This is a genomic window from Niameybacter sp. (genome assembly GCF_036655075.1).
Classification (GTDB): Bacteria; Bacillota; Clostridia; order Lachnospirales; family Cellulosilyticaceae; genus Holtiella.
Map to the genome: position 1 here is coordinate 19,518 of NZ_JAVVQU010000013.1, position 20,635 is coordinate 40,152.

At 34.8% G+C, this 20,635-nt stretch carries 17 protein-coding genes; 4 read left to right on the forward strand and 13 right to left on the reverse strand.

Annotation, left to right across the window (positions count from 1 at the left end; all coding sequences use genetic code 11):
* Positions 1-3: 3 nt before the first annotated feature.
* From mazG to purR, 11 genes are all read right to left on the reverse strand, one after another.
* Positions 4-801, reverse strand: coding sequence for a nucleoside triphosphate pyrophosphohydrolase (mazG, locus tag RRY75_RS05365; protein ID WP_332493126.1), 798 nt, complete (start codon positions 799-801; stop codon positions 4-6).
* A 78-nt stretch (positions 802-879) separates the two neighbouring features.
* Positions 880-1,431: a stage V sporulation protein T gene (gene spoVT / locus RRY75_RS05370; protein ID WP_332493127.1), complete on the reverse strand. Its 552-nt coding sequence runs from the start codon at positions 1,429-1,431 to the stop codon at positions 880-882.
* Positions 1,432-1,575: 144 nt separating this feature from the next.
* A complete protein-coding gene (locus RRY75_RS05375; protein WP_332493128.1) occupies positions 1,576-2,637 on the reverse strand; it encodes a peptidylprolyl isomerase in 1,062 nt (353 codons plus the stop codon).
* Between the two features lie 71 nt (positions 2,638-2,708).
* Entirely contained in the window at positions 2,709-6,263 is a 3,555-nt protein-coding gene (mfd, locus tag RRY75_RS05380; RefSeq protein WP_332493129.1) for a transcription-repair coupling factor, read from the reverse strand.
* Positions 6,244-6,816, reverse strand: coding sequence for an aminoacyl-tRNA hydrolase (gene pth, locus RRY75_RS05385; protein WP_332527359.1), 573 nt, complete (start codon positions 6,814-6,816; stop codon positions 6,244-6,246). The genes mfd and pth overlap by 20 nt, the downstream gene beginning before the upstream one ends.
* Before the next feature lie 119 nt (positions 6,817-6,935).
* Positions 6,936-7,892 (reverse strand): ribose-phosphate diphosphokinase, encoded by a 957-nt coding sequence (locus RRY75_RS05390; RefSeq protein WP_332493131.1) that lies wholly within the window; start codon positions 7,890-7,892, stop codon positions 6,936-6,938.
* 114 nt (positions 7,893-8,006) lie between these two features.
* Complete coding sequence (gene glmU / locus RRY75_RS05395; RefSeq protein WP_332493132.1) at positions 8,007-9,371, reverse strand: bifunctional UDP-N-acetylglucosamine diphosphorylase/glucosamine-1-phosphate N-acetyltransferase GlmU; 1,365 nt, start codon at positions 9,369-9,371, stop codon at positions 8,007-8,009.
* A 141-nt stretch (positions 9,372-9,512) separates the two neighbouring features.
* The gene (gene spoVG / locus RRY75_RS05400; RefSeq protein ID WP_332493133.1) at positions 9,513-9,818 is read right to left on the reverse strand and encodes a septation regulator SpoVG; all 306 of its coding nucleotides are present in this window, start codon (positions 9,816-9,818) and stop codon (positions 9,513-9,515) included.
* 167 nt (positions 9,819-9,985) lie between these two features.
* Positions 9,986-11,095 carry a glucose-1-phosphate adenylyltransferase subunit GlgD gene (gene glgD, locus RRY75_RS05405; protein WP_332527358.1) on the reverse strand — a complete coding sequence of 370 codons (1,110 nt, stop codon included), beginning with the start codon at positions 11,093-11,095 and terminating at the stop codon, positions 9,986-9,988.
* Between the two features lie 10 nt (positions 11,096-11,105).
* Positions 11,106-12,368, reverse strand: coding sequence for a glucose-1-phosphate adenylyltransferase (locus RRY75_RS05410; protein ID WP_332493106.1), 1,263 nt, complete (start codon positions 12,366-12,368; stop codon positions 11,106-11,108).
* A 215-nt stretch (positions 12,369-12,583) separates the two neighbouring features.
* Positions 12,584-13,396: a pur operon repressor gene (gene purR / locus RRY75_RS05415; RefSeq protein ID WP_332493105.1), complete on the reverse strand. Its 813-nt coding sequence runs from the start codon at positions 13,394-13,396 to the stop codon at positions 12,584-12,586.
* Between the two features lie 189 nt (positions 13,397-13,585).
* Between purR and murC the strand changes: the two genes are divergently transcribed.
* From murC to RRY75_RS05435, 4 genes are all read left to right on the forward strand, one after another.
* A complete protein-coding gene (murC, locus tag RRY75_RS05420) occupies positions 13,586-14,968 on the forward strand; it encodes a UDP-N-acetylmuramate--L-alanine ligase (RefSeq protein WP_332493104.1) in 1,383 nt (460 codons plus the stop codon).
* 182 nt (positions 14,969-15,150) lie between these two features.
* Complete coding sequence (locus RRY75_RS05425; RefSeq protein WP_332527357.1) at positions 15,151-16,221, forward strand: DnaD domain protein; 1,071 nt, start codon at positions 15,151-15,153, stop codon at positions 16,219-16,221.
* A gap of 3 nt (positions 16,222-16,224) precedes the next feature.
* Positions 16,225-17,277: an ATP-binding protein gene (locus RRY75_RS05430; protein ID WP_332493102.1), complete on the forward strand. Its 1,053-nt coding sequence runs from the start codon at positions 16,225-16,227 to the stop codon at positions 17,275-17,277.
* Between the two features lie 110 nt (positions 17,278-17,387).
* Positions 17,388-18,722: an aminotransferase-like domain-containing protein gene (locus RRY75_RS05435; RefSeq protein WP_332493101.1), complete on the forward strand. Its 1,335-nt coding sequence runs from the start codon at positions 17,388-17,390 to the stop codon at positions 18,720-18,722.
* Between the two features lie 64 nt (positions 18,723-18,786).
* Here RRY75_RS05435 and RRY75_RS05440 read toward each other — a convergent pair whose 3' ends face one another.
* Complete coding sequence (locus tag RRY75_RS05440; protein WP_332493100.1) at positions 18,787-19,497, reverse strand: N-acetylmuramoyl-L-alanine amidase; 711 nt, start codon at positions 19,495-19,497, stop codon at positions 18,787-18,789.
* Positions 19,498-19,632: 135 nt separating this feature from the next.
* Complete coding sequence (locus tag RRY75_RS05445) at positions 19,633-20,622, reverse strand: aldo/keto reductase (RefSeq protein WP_332493099.1); 990 nt, start codon at positions 20,620-20,622, stop codon at positions 19,633-19,635.
* Between the last annotated feature and the right edge of the window lie 13 nt (positions 20,623-20,635).

The following is a 20,635-nucleotide window of genomic DNA, read 5'->3' on the forward strand; positions in this document are numbered from 1 at the left end:
AAATTAGATGTTTGATTCAACTTTTTTACATTCATTCCATAGCTGATCCATCTCTTCCAATGCCATTTGCGACAGTTGTTTTCCCTTAGCAAACGCCGAATTTTCAATATATCTAAATCTATTTATAAACTTTTCCGTAGTGTTTGTCAAGGCAAATTCAGGATTTATTTCTAAAAAATATGATAAATTAACGACTGAGAACAGAACATCTCCCATTTCTTCATTTATTTTGTCTAATTGTCCCTTTTTAATCTCTACCTTTAATTCATCTATTTCCTCAAAAATCTTGTTTATAATAGGTTCATACGTATCCCATGTAAAGCCAACTTTTGCTGCTTTTTTTTGTACTTTATAAGCTCGCATAAGGGCAGGCAATGCTCTTGCCACCTCGTCCATCGCTTGCGTTTCAGTCTTTTGTTGCTTTTCTTTTTTCTTGAGTATTTCCCAATTTTCTAGTATTTTTTCAGTACTTATTGTTTGTTCATCCGCATTGAATACATGGGGATGTCTATACACAAGTTTTGTTGCAATACCATCTACTACATCTTCCATTGTAAAAGCATTATTTTCACTAGCAATTTGAGCATGCATCAATACTTGTAGCAATACATCTCCTAGTTCTTCCTTCAAGTTTACCATATCCTTATTTTGAACTGCTTCTACTAGTTCATAGGCCTCTTCAATGATACAGGGTGTTAGCGTTTCATGAGTTTGTTCTTTGTCCCATGCACAACCATTTTCTCCTCTAAGTGTTTCAATAATGCCTATTAAATCTTGATAAGTGTATTTTTCATTTCCCATCTTAATCACCTCTTTTAATAGTTCTATTGTAACACATAAAATGCCAGTAACTAGAGCCAATTAGTTACTGGCAGCTCTCTATTGTTCCATCTGGCGGCCTAAAAAACCTGAAGCTGATTGTGCCAGTTTTTCTTCAACTTCGCCCATATGTGTTCCTTTGATTGTAGATAAGAAAATAACCGCTCCAATAGCATCTCCTTCACAAATAATAGGAGATATAATTTCAGAATAATAACTTTCAGTACTACCTTCTGATAAAATAGGTACAAACTTGGAATCTTCTTTATCTGCATGTAAAAGACTACGTGCTTCAATAGCTCGTTCTAAGTTACTACTTATGCTTTTATCCAAAAATTCCTTCTTAGATCCACCTGAAATGGCAATAATTTGATCCTTATCAGAAATACAAGTAATATGTCCCGTAGCTTGAGCAAGCGCTTCTGCATATTCTTTTGCAAAGGCACTTAATTCCCCTACTGGGGAATATTTCTTAAGGATAACTTGTCCATCATGATCTGTGAATATTTCAAGTGGATCACCTTCCCTAATACGAAGGGTTCTGCGAATTTCTTTGGGGATAACCACACGTCCTAAATCATCTATTCTTCTAACGATGCCTGTTGCTTTCAAGTAAACAACCTCCTTAATTGTCTGATGTGGGAATAAATGTTCTTCTATCTTTAGGTATATTATGCTACTATTTTTTCTATAATATACATTTTCAGTAAGACTTTCACATTAATAGAAAAAAAAAGCCACCTTTTAAAGGTGACTTTACTCTTGTGGTGCGACTTCACTTTCAGTAGCCCCTTGATTATTAGGGTTAATAATGCTAATTGTTTCATATACATCTGTTTTTTCTACTGTTGCATTGCTTATAAGCGTATTAAATTCATTATTAGTAAATTCACGTTTTGAAGCTGCAATAAAGTCTTTGCGCATCTGTTCTTCATCTGTTGCAATATGAGCATCTGTTCTAATAATATGGTATCCATAAGCTGTTTTTACAAGTTCTGGCCATACGGTGCCATCTTTTCCCTTAAATGCTGCTTCTTCAAATTCTTTTACCATCATACCGCGTTTAAAGGTATACTGTCCGTCTGGTGTACCATCTTGTTGATTTAATGAAGCTGCATCATCAGAATAAGTTGCGGCAAGTATTGACATATCTTCTCCGTCTAGTGCTTTTTGAAGGACTTCCTTGGCTAAAGCTAACTTTTTAGCTTGCTCTTCTTCCGGTAGCACATTAGAGGCCTCATCTCTTGTTTCAATCAACACATGTGTTGCTGTCACTTGTTCATAACTCGCTTGATAATCTTCGATGTATTTTAAAATCTCTGCTTCTTGAGGCATATAATTTTGTCCAAGTTTTTCTTCAACCAAACTCACTACATCCGTTGCTAGCAAGAACTTTTCGATATCTTTTTCACCAAACTGATAGGTTTCAATAATCTCCGGATTATTTTTAACAAATAAATCAGCATTTTCTTTAGCTGCTTTTTCTTGTTCCTTTGTTACTTTTACATCTAATTCCTCTGCTTTTTTAGCCGCTACTACTGATAAAATCATAGATTCTAAAGCTCTTTGCTTAGCCAATTCACTTGTATTTTGTCCTTCTATTTTCATATTCCAAATAGTAGGACCTGAAATTTGTTCAAAGTATTGTTGTGTATACCACAAATAAATTCTATATAAAGATTCAGGAATCTTCTCACCTTCAATAGTCGCAACTACTACATTACTTGTAGTACCCCTTCCAAATGTGCATCCAGACATACTAGCCATCACCAGAGTACTTGCAAGCACTAATGCCAATAGTTTTTTAAGTTTTTTCACTGCCATCTCTCCTTAGCCTGTCAAATTTATCTTATTAATTTTTATTATATTAATATCATTATAAAATAAATTTAAGACTGCTTCAATTTTTTCAGGGAATGTAATACATTCTTAATATAATCTATCCTATCCTTCTTAGCTATATCCCCGCTATCAAATTTAAGGCTTAGCTCTTTTCCTGTGAGTACATTGACTTTTCTAGGATATGCTTTTAAAATTTCTGGCAAGTATTCCGGATTAAGGGCAGCATCCTCTTTAAACTTAAATAAAACATTATTGGAGCTTTCTGAGACCAGTGTAATATCTAATTGATTAGCTTCCCATTTAATAAGTGCAATATCAATTAGATTTTGGACAGACATTGGTAACGTTCCATATCTGTCTTCTATTTCTTCCTGAATATCGTAGTAATCTTTTTCACCCTGTATAGATGCTATTTTCTTATAAATATCTAGTTTCTGCACTTCATCTATAATAAATTCTGTAGGTATATAAGCATTGATTTTCATTTCAATAGTCGTTTCAAAGTTTTCTTTAATAGATTCTCCTTGTTCTAAAGCAACTGCTTGCTGAAGCATTTTGCAGTATAGGTCATACCCTATCGCTTCCATATGTCCATGCTGTTGTGAACCTAGCAGATTTCCAGCGCCTCTTATCTCTAAATCTCGCATAGCAATTTTAAATCCTGCACCTAATTGTGTGAATTGCTTAATAGCCTGTAATCTTTTTTCTGCTATTTCTTTAAGCACCTTATCTTTTTGATACATTAAATAAGCATAGGCTGGTTTATTAGACCTTCCTACACGCCCTCTTAACTGATAAAGCTGACTAAGCCCCATATGATCTGCATTATTAATAATAATAGTGTTCGCATTAGCAATGTCAAGGCCCGTCTCTACAATTGTTGTACACACAAGTACATTAATCTCTTTTTCAATAAAAGCTAGCATAATACTTTCTAGTTCTCTCTCACTCATTTGTCCATGTGCAAAACCTACTTTTGCTTCTGGTACCATGCGTTGTATCTGTATAGCCTTTTCTTCTATATCTCTTACTTGGTTATATAAGAAATACACCTGCCCATCACGTGCTAATTCACGATGTATCGCATCTTTAATAAAATCTTCACTGTATTCTAGTACATAGGTTTGTACAGGGCGTCTTTCAAGCGGTGCCTCTTCTAAGACACTCATGTCTCTGACACCTATTAAACTCATATGAAGTGTTCTAGGAATAGGTGTCGCTGTTAAAGTAAGTACATCTATCTCTGTTCTCATCTGTTTTAACTTCTCTTTATGCGTCACCCCAAAACGTTGCTCCTCATCTATGATTAAGAGCCCCAAATCTCTAAATTGTACATCCTTTGATAAAAGTCTATGTGTACCAATGACTACATCTATCGTTCCCTTTTGAATCCCTTCAAGTGTTGCCTTAATCTGTTTAGGTGTACGGAATCTAGAAAGTACACCTACAGTTACAGGGTAGTTGGCCATACGCTCTTCAAAACGTTGAAAATGTTGTTGTGCAAGAATGGTAGTAGGCACTAAATAAGCCACTTGCTTATTATTTTGAATTGCCTTAAATGCTGCTCTTATGGCTACCTCTGTCTTACCATATCCTACATCTCCACAAACGAGTCGGTCCATGATCTTGTCACTTTCCATGTCTTCTTTTACTTCTTCTATTGCGGTAATCTGGTCACCTGTTTCCTCATAAGGGAACATTTCTTCAAATTCTCTTTGCCATATAGAATCTGCCTCATACATAAATCCTCTTGCATGTTGTCTCTTGCTATAAAGCTTAATCAAGTCTTTAGCAATATCCTGTACAGCACTTTTAACTTTGGCTTTAGACTTTTTCCAGTCTGTTGTGCCTAGCTTACTTAGTTTAGGACCTTTGCCTTCTGCTCCTACATACTTTTGAACCATATCCATCTGATTAATATTCACATATAGAGTAGAGTCATTGTCATATTCTATTTTCAAGTTATCCCGTGCAATGCCATCAATTACAATTTGCTCTATTCCTTTAAATACACCTATCCCATGATTTTCATGCACAACATAATCTCCTGGCACTAAATCTAAGAAACTATCTATTTTGCTACCTGTATGTTTCTTTTTAGCCTTAGGCTTTTTCTTCTCTTTTCCAAACAAGTCCTTATCCGCCACAATATGCAAGTCAATCCCTTCATACATAAACCCTCTATTCAAGGAACCTTTTGTTACCATGACCTGCCCCTTTTGAATAGGGTCACTCAATGTTTCTGAATAAGTTGTAAGGATTTTTCTTGCCTCTAGTTCTTCCATTAGACGCATAGCTTTAGCCTTTAACCCAGCTAAAATCAAAACTTTTTTGCCTTCTAGCTTCCAATCCTTTATATCCTTTTCCAGTAAATCTAAGCTATTGTAAAAGGTAATATTTTCATACACCCCTATAGAAAGTTCATTATCTGTAGGGAAGTCTTCATCCTCACTGTTAAAATTATGAAATGTTGTAAAGGGCCTTTGACTCATGCTGTATAAAGCATCCTCATACTTGAAGATAAAGTCTAATTGTTTAGCTAAAAGATGTCCATAATTCAAACGATCTAACATACTTGCCTCATATTCTTCATAGAGGCGGTTACACTTATCTCTCACCTTGGTAGGTTCATCTATATACAGCATGGTAGAAGGAGGTAGATAGTCTAAAATACTTACTGTTTGCAAGTTGGTATAGGGAATATATGTTTCTAATCCTTCCACACTTATACCTTCTTCTATTTGTTCAATATGCTCTTTAACCTGAGCTTCTATTGTTCTGGCACTTTCTTTTCTTCCTTCACTTGTTAAGGCTGCTACAACTTTATCTAAATCCTCTTTAATATGTGGTATAGCCTTTTGAAGTAGATGAAGTGGAAAAATAATTTCTTGGTTAGGAATAACCAACACCTCTTCTACCTTTTCTACTGAACGCTGTGTAGAGGCATTAAAGGTACGAATAGAATCCACTTCATCATCCCATAGTTCAACACGGTAGGGCATACTACTATTTGGAGGGTACACATCAACAATACCGCCTCTTATAGCAAACTGACCAATAGCTTCTACCTTTGCGACACGTTCATAACCTATCTCCATCAAATACCCATTAAATTCTTTTAAGTTAATAACTTGTCCCTCTTTTAATACTCTCTGATAAGATAACCAGGTCTCTTTAGGGGATAGAGGATTGAGCAGTGCCTCTGCTGGTATAATGACAACGGCTTCTTCTCCCTGCAATAAACTTTCTATGATTTTCATACGTTCCGCTGTAATATCTGTACTGTGTACGTCTGCATTATAAAAGAGTATATCTCGAGCAGGATAGAGATACACTTTATAACCTTCGTATAAATACTGTAGATCCTCATATAATTTTTTCGCACTCACCTCGTCAGAGGTAATAATAGTAGGGATTTGTGTTATACAGCTCGACAAACTATAGACAAGATGAGCTTTACAAGCATCCACTGTCCCCACTACTTTACCAGTATGTTCACGCTTAAGGTTATACAAAAATCCGTCAAATCCTTCTATCTGTTCAATCGGCCTAATAAGTGTTTGCTTCATATAATTCATAGGATCACCGTCTCGTTTTGCCATTATAATTATTCATCGCTGTCTCAACATTTTTTTTAACCATTGTTTCCACTGCTTCACATACTGCCTTTAGTCTCTCACCCAAAATTTTGTTATCTTCATCTGTGAATTTCCCAAGTACATAGTCTGCTAAATCCCAGTCTTTTGGTTTTTCACCTACCCCTATTTTAACTCTTGGGAATACGTCTGTTCCAAGTTGAGCGATAATACTCTTAATACCGTTATGCCCACCACTACTGCCATTTTTACGAATACGAATATCTCCTACTCCTAATGATACATCGTCATACATGATAATAAGATCTTCATCGCTTATTTTATACCAACTTTTACATGCTGTAACCGCTTCTCCACTTAAGTTCATATAAGTTTGTGGCTTCATCAAAACCACCTTTTCTCCACCTATAGTACCTTCTCCAACAAGTGCTTTAAATTTACTTCTATTCACACTGATATGGTGTATATCTGCTAACTTATCTATTGCTTCAAATCCTATATTATGTCTAGTTGCAGCATACTGCATACCTGGATTGCCTAATCCTATAATTAATTTCATCTTTTTCCTCCAATATTGCTTCTTATGTATAGCATTGCTTATTTGTACTTTATATTATACCTTTTTATATATATAACAAAAAGGGTTTAGATAAAAATCTAAACCCTTTTAACGTCTTATTAATCAAATAATTTAGAAACTGATAAGTCTTCGTGTATACGTCTAATCGCATCTGCAAAGATTTCTGCTACTGAAATCTCTTTGATTTTAGAGATTTTTTTCTCTTCCGGAACAACGATTGTATTTAATACAACAAGTTCCTCAATTGCTGATGCTTCAATTCTTTCTAGTGCTGGACCAGATAATACACCATGTGTACAACAAGCGTAAACTGCTGTTGCACCTCTTTCTTTTAATGCATTTGCTGCATTACAAATTGTACCTGCTGTATCAATCATATCATCAACTAAGATAACACGTTTACCATTTACTTCACCAATGATATTCATAATTTCTGAAACATTAGCTTTTGGTCTTCTTTTATCAATAATTGCGATAGGAATATCTAACTTCGTAGCGAATCCTCTTACACGACCTACACTGCCTAAGTCTGGTGAAACAGCAACTACATCCGCTGTGTCACCTTCTAACTTATCTGTGTAGTATTTAGTAAGTAAAGGCATACCTACTAAGTGATCTAAAGGAATGTTGAAGAAACCTTGAATTTGTGAGCAGTGAAGATCCATTGTAAGTACTCTATCTGCTCCTGCTGTTTGAAGAATGTCTGCAACAAGCTTTGAACTAATTGGATCTCTCGCTCTTGTTTTTCTATCTTGTCTTGCATATCCATAATATGGAATAACTGCTGTAATACGGCCAGCTGATGCACGTTTCATTGCATCGATCATAATAAGTAATTCCATAAGATGTTCATTGGCTGGTGATGATGTAGGTTGAATAATAAATACATCAGTACCACGTACCTTCTCATCAATTTTTACGGAAACTTCTCCATCACTAAATCTTAAAACTTCAGATTTACCTAATGTTACACCAAGACACTTAGCAATTTCTTCCGCTAATGCTGGATGGGCGTTGCAGGTAAACACTTTGATATCAGCATAATTTCTAATCATTTGATTAAGTCCTCCTTAAGAATCTACGTCCACTAAATCGACAACATTATACCATATTGAGGATAAAATGCAACTTATATGAACGTTTTTATACATATTTAGTAAATATTTCATCTAGTTTTGACGATTTTTCGTTACCCATTCTGCCTTATTTTCTTGACGCGCTCTAGCTATGCCTAAACTATTTTGAGGCACATTATTGGTAATTGTAGAGCCTGCTGCTGTATAGGCACCTTCTTCAACAATAACTGGTGAAACTAAGTTTGTGTTGCATCCAATGAAAGCATTATCCTTGATTGTTGTACGATGTTTTTTCTGTCCATCATAGTTAACAACTACTGTTCCACATCCAAAGTTTACATGAGCGCCTACATCTGCATCACCAATATAAGTTAAATGAGATACTTTTGTGCCCTCACCAATAGTAGCATTTTTAATTTCTACGAAGTCTCCAATTTTAACATTTTCTCCAATAGAGCTATTGGGCCTAATATATGCGAACGGACCAATATGAGCCCCTTTTCCTATCTTACTATCTGTTAATACACTTGATTCAATACATACCTCATCTGCAACTGAACAATTTTTAATTTTCGTATTAAAACCTATCGTACAATTTTCCCCGACTGTAGTTTCTCCCTCAAGAATACAACCTGGCTCTATAATTGTGTCTTTCCCTATGCTCACAGTTGGATCAATGTAAGTATTTTGTGGGTCAATAAGGGTTACCCCATTATCCATATGTTTTGTATTAATACGCTGTTTCATAATAGCTGTTGCATCTGCTAATTGCGCTCTAGAATTAACGCCTAAAATATCATCTGGATTCATAATGGCAATCGCATCTACATTATGTCCTTCATCCAGTAAAATCTCAATGGTATCTGTTAAATAGTATTCCTTCTGAACATTATTGTTTGTAATTTTAGAAAGAGCAAATTTGAGAAGCTTGGCTTCAAATACGTACATCCCTCCATTAATTTCACAAATACGTTTCTCTTCATCTGTAGCATCTTTTTGCTCAACTATTTTAACAAAATGTTTACTCTCATCTCTTACTATACGACCATATCCTGTTGGGTCTTCTACAAGTGCTGACAGCACCGTTACCGCATTCTTTTTTTTTCTATGGAACGCTAACATTTTCTCTATGGTTCCTACAGTAATGAGTGGTGTATCACCATATAAAACAAGTACCTCACCCTCATCCTCTATAAAATCTATAGCTTGCATAACAGCATGACCTGTTCCAAGCTGCTCTGTCTGAAGTGCATATTGTACAGTATCTCCAAATGTAGTCATGACCTCTTCTGCTTTATGGCCTACTACTAAGCAAACGTCTTTTGCCCCTGCATATCTAGCCGCTTCTATTGGGTAATGAACTAAAGGTCTATGAAAAATCTCATGAAGTACTTTTGAAGTATTAGATTTCATCCTTGTTCCTTGACCAGCCGCTAATATGATAGATTTAGTTTTCACTCATTGCACATCCTCTCCATTATACTGATTCTATTTTCTCATTTATTAGTTCTTTATGCAAGCCACCTATTGCACTAAAAAAAGACCTCCTAAAAGTATGTGCTTTTAAGAGGTCTTCTTTGTTTTATTCTTTTTTTGTTTTTAGTATTCTTCTGAAACCGCCACTTCGTCACTTACTGTATCATCATCTGAAAGGAGTACCATTTCGTATTTTTCAAGTACTGTCTTTTGGATGCGATCACGAGTTTCAGAGTTAATTGGATGAGCAATGTCTCTAAATTCTCCATCTAGAGTTTTGCGACTTGGCATTGCGATAAAGCTTCCTTTATCTCCTTCAATTACTTTGATGTCATGAACTACAAATTCATTATCAAAAGTAACTGATACCACCGCTTTCATTTTCCCTTCCTTATTGATCTTTCTTACTCTGATATCTGTAATCTCCATTAGCAAACCCTCCTGTTTTTAAAGTCGAGCCAAGGTGTCCCCATCCTTAAGCTAACCTGTGTATTATATTTTAAATTATATATGATTTTTAAACAATAATCAATATTTTTTTAAACATTATCGATAAAATTTTGTAAAAATTTAATACTTTTGTTACTTTTGCTCTCTTAAATAATACTTCGTTTAGGATAGACTAAAATTTCTTCTGGTGTTCCAATTAATCTTTGTCCTTCAGATATGTAAATTTGCTTATCTAGAATAACATTTTCAAGTACAGCCCCTCTACCTATGGTACAGCCTTCCATAATAATACTGTTTTTAATAACAGCATTTTCTCCTACAAAAACTTTTCTAAACAATACAGATTGTTCTACCGTGCCGTTAATAATATCTCCTCCACTAATAATGCTGTTAGCAATGTTAGAGTGGTCATTAAATTTAGCTGGTGGCTCATCTTTTGCTTTTGTATAGATATGTGGAGAAGTCTTAAATAACAATCTCCTGACTTCAGGATTCAAAAAGTCCATATTTGCTTCAAAAAAGGCTGGGATATCTTTAATTGTTTTCCAATATCCATCAAACATATAGCCGTAGATCTTAAGCTTTCTTCTATAACGAACAAGAATATCGCTTACAAAATTATATCTGGCTTCACTTTCTAATTCTTCTAACAGATGAATAAGGAGTTCCCTGCCTAATACATAAACACCTAATGAAGCTGTGGCACTTTCTGGCTCTAGTGGTTTTTCTTCTAATTCAAGCATTCTATTTTCTTGATCTAATTGAACTACGCCATAGTCTTTTACATCTTCACCTTGCATGTTTTTACACATAATAGTAATATCTGCATTTTTATCCACATGATATTGAATTAACTTTGTAAAATCCATTTTTGTTACTTGTTCCCCTGAGACAATAACAACATAGGGCTCATTACTTTTCTTAAGAAAATCTATGTTTTGATAAATTGCATCTGCTGTACCTCTATAGCTAAAGGTTTCTGCACTAATCATATGAGGCGTAAACAGGAATAATCCTGTTTTTTTACGCCCAAATCCCCACCATTTTGAAGAAGAAATATGGTCTGTTAATGACCTTGTGTTATGCTGTGAAATAACAGCAACCTTTTTAATCCCCGAATTACTCAAATTACTCAATGCAAAATCAATGGCTCTATAAGACCCTCCCACTGGTATTGCTGCTACATTTCGTTGCATCGTTAATGCACCCAATGCATTTCTCTTTCCACCTGCTAATACAATCCCTACTGCCTTCATAAGACACCCCCTATAAAATTAGTGAACGGCCACTTTCAAGTTTCCCGTTTTGATAATCTTCTTTTTTTGTTTCTCCACTAATTTCACAATTTTTTCCTACTACTATATTATCAGGAATTGTTGTATAAGCACCAATAGCAGTGATTCCACTGTGATAAATATGTGGCTTTGATTCATGTGGAATGTTTTCCCCTTGCCCTATATATGTATTTTCACCAATATTACATCTTTCTGATACAATACATCTTTCAATAAAAGCACCTTTTCTTACAATAGTATCTTGCATAATAATAGAATTAGCTACTGTTGCACCTTCTTCTATAATAACTCTAGGCCCTATTACTGAGTTATAGACTTTACCTTCTATTTCACAACCTTCAGATAAAAGTGCCTTCTCTACGATTGCAGTATCACTTATAAATTGTGGTGGTTGATGCTCTATGTTGGTATAGATCTTCCAGAATTCATCATACAAATTAAATTCAGGTAATGTATTGGTAAGTTCCATATTTGCTTCCCAATAAGCATCAATTGTACCAATATCTTTCCAATAATCTTTGAAGCGATAAGCAAATACATTCTTTTCACCTTCAATGAGCATCGGAATAATATGTTTACCAAAGTCACTGTCTTCATGTTCTTCATGGTCTTTAATAAGAGCTTGTCTTAGTTCTTTCCATGTGAAAATATAAATCCCCATAGATGCTAAATTACTTTTTGGTACTGGTGGTTTTTCTTCGAACTCTACAATTTGATCTTCTTCATTCGTATTCATAATACCAAATTGCTTTGCATCTTCATAACTTACTTCCATTACTGCAATTGTTGCATCTGCTTGGCGCTCCTTATGAAAATCAAGCATTTTGCTATAATCCATCTTATATACGTGATCCCCTGATAAAATAAGTACGTATTCTGGATTATAACTATCAATAAACCTAATGTTTTGATAAATGGCATTTGCTGTTCCTGAATACCATTCCCCCTGATTTCCTTTAACAAAAGGAGACAACATTGTAACACCTTCATTTGTTCTGTCTAAATCCCATGGTGTTCCTATTCCGATATGCTTTGTAAGTATAAGTGGTTCATATTGTGTTAAAACACCCACTGTATCGACACCCGAGTTAATGCAATTACTTAACGGGAAATCAATAATACGATATTTGCCACCAAACATTACTGCAGGCTTTGCGATCTCTTTAGTCAAAATTCCAAGTCTACTTCCTTGCCCCCCTGCTAATAACATGGCCATCATCTCTGTCTGATTCATACGCACCCCTCCAACAGCTTGACTGATAAATTTTTATTTTTATAAAATAGAACATAATTTAATATACCATTTATATATAATTTTTTCAAGTTTTTAACATTTTTATCTAAAAATTTTTTTCAGACTATCGTTCATCCCACTATCTATGTATCTTTTAAGCCTGTAATTCGTATACTATAAAGATAAATAAAAAATAAGAGCTAACTTACTAGCTCTTATTCAAACGCACTGTAAATATGAAGTTTTTTATTTGTAGCATCTACATTATCTAGCCATACTAATGTTTTAAATTCATCAATAAGCTTACGTTCAGGTTCTTTAGTAGCCATTAATACACCTACGCCTACAAGCTCAGCCTGAAACTCTTGCATAAGGTCTAAAATACCTTTAGCTGTTCCTCCTGCTTTCATAAAGTCATCAATAAAGAGTACTTTTGAATCCTTTTTAATAGCACGTGTAGGTAAGCACATTGTTTTAATGCGATTGTTACTACCTGTAATATAGTTCATGTAAATAACCGTTCCATCTGTAAGCTTACTTTGATTTCTAACAACTACCATAGGTTTATTCAGAGCACGTGCTGTCATGAGTGCGATAGGAATACCTTTTGTTTCTACAGTCACTACATAGTCTATGTGTTGGCCATTAAACATGCTAGCAAGTGCTGCACCTATCTTTTTAGAGATTTGAGGTGAATATAATAAGTCATTAGTATAGATATAACCGCTTGGGATCATACGATCAGGTTGGTCAATAATCGTACATAACTCCTCTGTAAAAGTTTTAATTTGCTCATCACTCATAAGAGGGTTATAGTACACACCTCCTGCTGCTCCCGATACTGTCTCTATGGTACCTAATCCATAATTTTGAAAAAGTTCCTTTATAGTATCTATATCTTCACTAATAGTTGATTTGGCACAGTCAAATACGTCACAAAAATGAGTTAGCGTAAAGATTTGATTCGGATTATCCGTTAATATACTAGAAATAATACCAATCCTACCGTTTTTTTGTACTTTTTTCATCACCCTTAATCTCCTTTCTTATTATGATAAACTTTATTATACATCAAAACCCGAATATTTCAACGTATATTCCTCTAAATATTCGAACAATATTTAGAAAAGCTTTTATAATTAATGATGCACTCAAAGTAGTCCTTATAGTATAATACAATTACAGAAACAATTAATAAAGATTGGAAGGATAATGACATGATTGATTTTAATACAATTTCAAATAAACATCATATTCACTTTATAGGTATTGGTGGCATTAGTATGAGCGGCCTTGCTGAAATTATGCATGATAGAGGGCATAAAGTGACTGGCTCAGATATGAAGACTTCTGCTACTACAAAACATTTAGAAGCTCTAGGTATTGAAGTGTTCCAAACTCATAGTGCTGCAAACATTACACCAGATACTGATTTAGTTGTATATACCGCTGCTATACATGAAGATAATGCTGAACTTAAATCTGCACGCGAACACAATGTAACGACTTTAGTTCGTGCAGAATTTTTAGGTAGCCTTATGAAAACCTATGATTATCCTATTTGTGTGTCAGGTACTCATGGTAAAACGACTACAACTTCTATGCTTTCAGAAGTTCTCATTAGCTCTGGTCTCAATCCAACTATTACTGTAGGTGGTATATTAAAGTCTATAAATGGTAATATTCGTTTAGGTGGTGGTGAATATTTCATCACTGAAGCCTGTGAATATTGTGATAGTTTCCTCAACTTCTTCCCAAAAGTAGGAATTATCTTAAATATAGAAGAAGACCATATGGATTATTTTAAAGATCTTAATCAAATTCGTGAATCTTTCAAAAAGTTTGGTACCCTTATTCCATGGGATGGCTTCTTAGCTATTAATGGACATATTGAGCATGTACAAAACATTATTGACAATATGATTTGTAAAGTAGAAACCTTCGGTTTAGAAAACCATTTTGATTGGTACGCGGAAAATATCACAATGGATGCTAATGCCTGCCCTGCTTTTGATGTTTACCATAAAGGTGTATACCAAGGTCGCATTAATCTACGTGTTCCAGGTATCCACAATGTACTCAACTGCCTTTCTGTATGTGCTACTGCCCACTTCTTAAATATTAATATTGATCAAATCAATTTAGGTCTAACCCTTTTTACTGGTCCAGACCAACGTTTTGAAATAAAAGGGCGCATTCATGATATTACTATTGTAGATGATTATGCACATCATCCTACAGAAATTGCTGCTACCTTAAAAGTTGCAAAAGCTTATCCACATAAGCGTCTATTTGTAGTTTTCCAACCTCATACTTATACACGTACAAAAGCTTTCTTAGAAGACTTTGCAACGACACTTTCAGATGCAGATTATTTGATTGTAACAGACATTTATGCTGCTCGAGAAAAAAACCCTGGGGATATCCATTCCGAAGATATAATCAAAAAAATCCACAGCCCAAATACTACGGCAATTTATTTGCCTGATTTTGACGAAATTGCTGACTATTTGTTAGAACATTGCCTACCAGGTGATTTAATCATCACAATGGGTGCTGGAAACGTTAATCAAGTGGCCGATATTTTACTCGGACACTAGTTATCCACACTATCCACAGGCACCTGTTTATAACTCATGTGAATAATTTAAAAACTTATTAACAGCTTATCCTCAAAATCCCCTTCCTATAAAGGGGGTTTTGCTTTTTACTTAATACTATTTCTTATTTTTTATGCTATAATACTAACACAATAGTATTATAACTAAAGGAGGCACTTGCTTTGGCATATGTAAAGTTTATTCCCAATCCCCCTGCATCAATTAGTATTCCTTATTGGTTCATTACAACGTATATGCCACAAGCATTAGGTGGCTACGTGAAAGTTTATCTCTATTTATTTGCACTTTATCAAGATCACTCTTTAGACAGTATTTCTCTTGAAGATTGTGCAAAGGTACTAGATATGCTTTATTCTGAACTTATCTCAGCACTAGACTACTGGCATACTCAAAAGGTTGTTGATTTCATTTTGTTATCAGATGATGAATATGAGTTGACATTCTCTTTAACTCAACCTGCTGCTTCTATAAATACTGAAGTAACTGCTTCTGTAGAAACCAAAACACAACGTACATTTGTTCAGCAAACTAGACCTCATTACACGTCAGATGAGTTAACTTTATATTGTCAAGAACATAGTTCTATTGCCAATTTATTTACTGTATGCGAAAAACACTTAGGACGCCTGCTTTCTTCTACTGATCAGCAAGTGCTATACGGCTTATATGACTGGCTTAACTTACCTTTAGACCTTATTGAATACTTAGTTCAATATTGTGCTTCTAATAATCATACTCACATTCGTTATATTGAAAAAGTAGCCCTCGGCTGGGTAGATCAAGGTATTAAATGTGTAGAGGATGCAAAAGCACAAGCTTCTATCACCAAGCAATATCGTACGATTTTAAAAGCTTTAGGTATGACTAGTGAAACCATTACTAGACATCAAAAAGAACTTCTTGATAAGTGGCTCAATGATTATGCTTTTGACTTATCGGTCATACTAGAAGCATGTAATAGAACAGTCACATATTCTTCTTCCCCTAGTCTCAACTACTTAGGGTCAATTCTAGATAAATGGCAAGAGAAAAACATTCGTACCCTTGAGGATATTACTAAACTTGACCAAACTCATTCTAAAGAACAGGAAGCTACTAAAACTAAAAATGGTAAAGCTACTAAAAGTAAAAATCCACACTTCACGACGACTTATTCCCATAACTGGGATTTGGATGAACTAGAAAAACGTGAACGTCAGTATTTGGAAGAACAGATTTATGGAGGAAACTAGGTTATGACTAATAAAGAAGTTCAATACAAAATGTTATTGAAACAATACGATCAAAAACGTACCCGTGCTGCAGAGGCAAAACGTACTCGTGAAGAAGAAATCTATAAAAAGATTCCTGATATTGAAAGAATCGATCGTTCCTTAAATCAATTAGGTATAAGCCTTGTTAAAAGTGCTCTTAGTGCTTCTCCTGACGAACTTATTCAAGGTTATCGCCATAAAAACGAAGAATTACGTCGTCATAAAAAACAACTTTTGGCTGAGTATGGTTATCCTATTGATTATTTGGACATGCATTATGATTGTAGACTATGTAAGGATACAGGTTTTATTAGTGATGTTAGTAATAAAGATACCATTGCTAATGAATATGCCAATCACAGACCTTGTAAATGTTTTAAGCAATCTCTTATCAATCTCTCTTATGATCAATCTAACCTTAGATCCATAGGTGTTGACCAAAACTTTTCTAACTTTAATTTTGATTATTACTCTGATCAGCTTGATAAAGAGTACAATAAGTCTCCGCGTAAAAACATGGAAATGATTTATCAACAATGCATTGACTTTGTAGAACAATTTGGCTACCGAAGAAATAACCTTCTCTTCCACGGTCCTACAGGCTTGGGCAAAACATTTTTGTGCAATTGTATTGCCAAAGAACTCTTAAATCAAGGCCACAGTGTCTTATATTTAAGCGCCCAAGAACTCTTCAAACTTTTTGAAGAATCCAGGTTTCATCGCGAAGACATGGAAGAAAATGCTAAAAATAACCTAGATGTTTTATTAACTGTGGATTTACTCATTATTGATGACTTCGGTACAGAAGCTACAAATAGCTTTACAGGACCTGATTTATTCCACGTGATTAATACACGTGCACTCAATAAAACTTCTACTATTATTTCTACTAATTTACCACTCAATGATTGGCGCACTCTATACTCTGATCGTATTATCTCTCGTATATTCGGTGATTATAGTGTTTTCAGACTCTTTGGTGAAGATATTCGCCTGCTTAAAAAGTGGAATCAAAAAGCTACAGCTCATAAATAATGAGACTGTAGCTTTTTGATTTTATCCTTATAATGGATATTTTACTAAGCTTGTTAATATACTTTATAAAGCTTGATTTTTATAAAATATACATTCCAAGGAGGCACTTTATGTTTTGCACGATTCACCTATCTAAATCTGACCCGACTCCTTTATATATTCAACTAGCTAATGCCTTGGCACACCTCATCAAAACAGGTGATTTGCCCAATCACACTAAGTTACCTACCATTCGAACACTCTCTAAGAAACTTAGTATAAATCGAGATACAGTTGTAAATGCTTATAAATTACTTGAAAATCAGGGCTTAGTTACAGCCTACGTTGGAAGTGGTACCTATGTTTCATCGCCTCAGACTTCAACGCCTTCCACTCCAGCTCAAACTATTTCTTGTAGTAGTCTCTCCTTTAATAAAAATTACTTTCCTCCTTCGCTCATTACTAAACTCACTCAGGAGATGATCAATGCTGAAGGGTGGAATGTTTTTTCTGATCCACTTTACAGAGGACATACAACCCTTAAGCAAAATATTTGCGAGTTCTTAAAATCTGTTGGTGTCAACTCAAGTTCTAGCCAGCTACGCTATACTAAAGATTTTTTAAATTTTCTTGTAGACTTACTTAAAACGCATCCTAACTCTACCATTTGTGTAGAAGCCTATCACGATTTAAGCTATAGCTCCTTCTTACGTTCTTTAGGCTTCAAAGTGATAGAGCTTCCACTCACTCAAGATGGTATAGACCTAGACTACCTAGGTCAGCTTCTGCAAACTGAACATATATCCTTTGTTTGGGTTTCTACATACGTTCAAAATCCAACTGGCATTTCCTACAACTTAGAGACTAAAAAGAACTTGTTAGAACTAGCCAGGAAACATCAGTTTTACATTATTGAAGATGGTACATTAAGTGACTTTGCCTATACAGAAAATATTCTTCTCCCTCTGTATACACTTGATGATGCCAGACAAGTTATCTATATTTATCATTTTTCAAAGCTCTACTTGCCTTCTGTGCAATATAGCTTCATTGCTTTACCCCATGGACTATGTAAGAAGCTTAATGAACCTACCACTTGTTCATTTAACGAAAGGTTTCTCCAATACTATTTAGACTCCTCTATCTTCTCATCCATTCGTCAAGATATTGTAGAAACCCATTATCATCATTTCAATACTATACTCCCTATACTTCAGGAATTGGCACCTTATATAGAGTTATATTCTGAACAAGGCAGTTTGTTTTTCTGGATTAAGCCACGTCTTGTTTCCACATGTATCATGGAGAAATTTTTACTTCAAAGTCATATTCTATTAGCTCCTGGTGAACTCTTTACTATGAAATCCAAGTGCCTTTATACACGTCTTTCACTTGCCCACCTTAATGACTCAACACTTCCTCTTGTTATTGAAGGTCTAAAAGGACTTGCAACCCTTTCTTCATGAATTTTAAGTAAAGCTTCAAAAAGCTTGCTCAAAAGTTTACTATCTAAACTTTTGAGCAAGCTTTTTAAGGTTCGAGTGCTTCAAAATATTCCACAATGCCTGCATAAATGGCCCATGCAATCTTATCTTGGTAACTGCTACTTGCAAGTTTTGCCTCTTCTTCTAAATTAGTTAAAAATCCACATTCTATAATAACCCCTGGCATCTGGCTAATTTTAAGTATGTAATACTCTTTACTACTTTTTATCTTACGCTTATTTTCTGGATCTGCATAAATCTTTATTCCTGTCTGCACACAGTTTGCCAGTAACTTTGCTTTTTCAGAATCTTGATAATAAAAGACTTGAGCCCCTTTTACTTCTGACTGTGTAAAAGCATTCTGGTGAATACTGACTAAAATATCTGCATCACTTGCTTGTATCACTTCTTTACGATAATTCATATCCCTTCTTTTATGTGTATTTCCCTTTTCACCCTGCAACTTTTCATCATCTGTTCTAGTCATAATAACGGTTGCCCCTGACTGCTCTAAATAACTTTTAAGTTTAAAAGCTATTTCTAAATTAATTTCATCTTCTTTGGTTCCACTTATCCCCGTCTTTCCCGGATCAAATCCTCCATGTCCTGCATCAATAACAATAGTTTTAGATGCTGTAGATAAGCTAAAAGTTTCAGACGAACTGTTTGCAAACTTTAAATAGGTGCAAAACACAATTAAACAAGCTAAACTTAGTACTAACATATTTAGTCTGTTTTTCTTAATAATACGCCCCATATTTTTTCCTCTCTTCTCTTACTTGTACTATTTCTACTTTTATTGTATTAAAGAACTAAGAAAAAAATGCCTCTATCTTATACAACAAGAAGCTATTCCTTAACCATTTTAAGGAATAGCTTCTTGTTGTATAACCTATATTAGACTTTTAACAACATGTTCAATAGCAAGGAGTTCTTCATCACTAAAGTTTAAGTTGTCTAGCGCTCTTACATTTTCTTCTATCTGCGCAACTGAACTTGCCCCAATAAGTGCAGAGGTTACGCCACCTTCTCTAATAGTCCATGCTATAGCCATCTGTGCTAAGGTCTGTCCTCTTCTTTTTGCAATTTCGTTAAGTCTTTCTACTTTGGTCAACACTTCAGGCAAAGTTTCTTCACCTCTTAACACTTTAGCATTTATAGCTCTTGTTTGCTCTAAATTAACAGCCTCTAGGCTTTTGTTGGTCAATAGCCCTTGTTCTAAAGGACTAAATGCAATTGACCCCATGCCCTCTTTTTTAAGTACGTCTATTAATCCATCTTCAATCCATCTATTAAGTAGAGAATAGGATGGCTGATGAATAAGACAGGGTACACCCATGTTCTTTAAAATGGTTACCGCTTTCTTAGTGTCTAATGCATTATAATTGGAAATTCCTACATATAAAGCTTTTCCTTGATGTATTGCTGTAGCTAATGCCCCCATTGTCTCCTCAAGTGGTGTACTGGTATCTCTTCTATGAGAGTAGAATATATCTACATAATCTAGTCCTAGCCTTTTCAAACTTTGATCTAAGCTAGAAAGCAAATGTTTCCTAGAGCCAAAGTCCCCGAAAGGTCCTGGCCACATGGTATAGCCTGCCTTTGTAGAGATTAATAATTCATCTCTATATTCAGCTAGCTCCTCTTTCAATATACGCCCTAATGCCTTTTCTGCCGAACCTGGTGGTGTTCCATAATTATTTGCTAAGTCAAAGTGATTGATCCCATGATTAAAAGCTGTTAATACCATTTCTTTACTTTTTTGATAATCTTGATCCTCCCCAAAGTTCTTCCACAATCCTAAAGAAATGCCAGGCAATACAATACCGCTATGACCACATCTTCTATATATCATCTTTTCATACCTATTCTCACTAATCATTATTAGCCTCCAT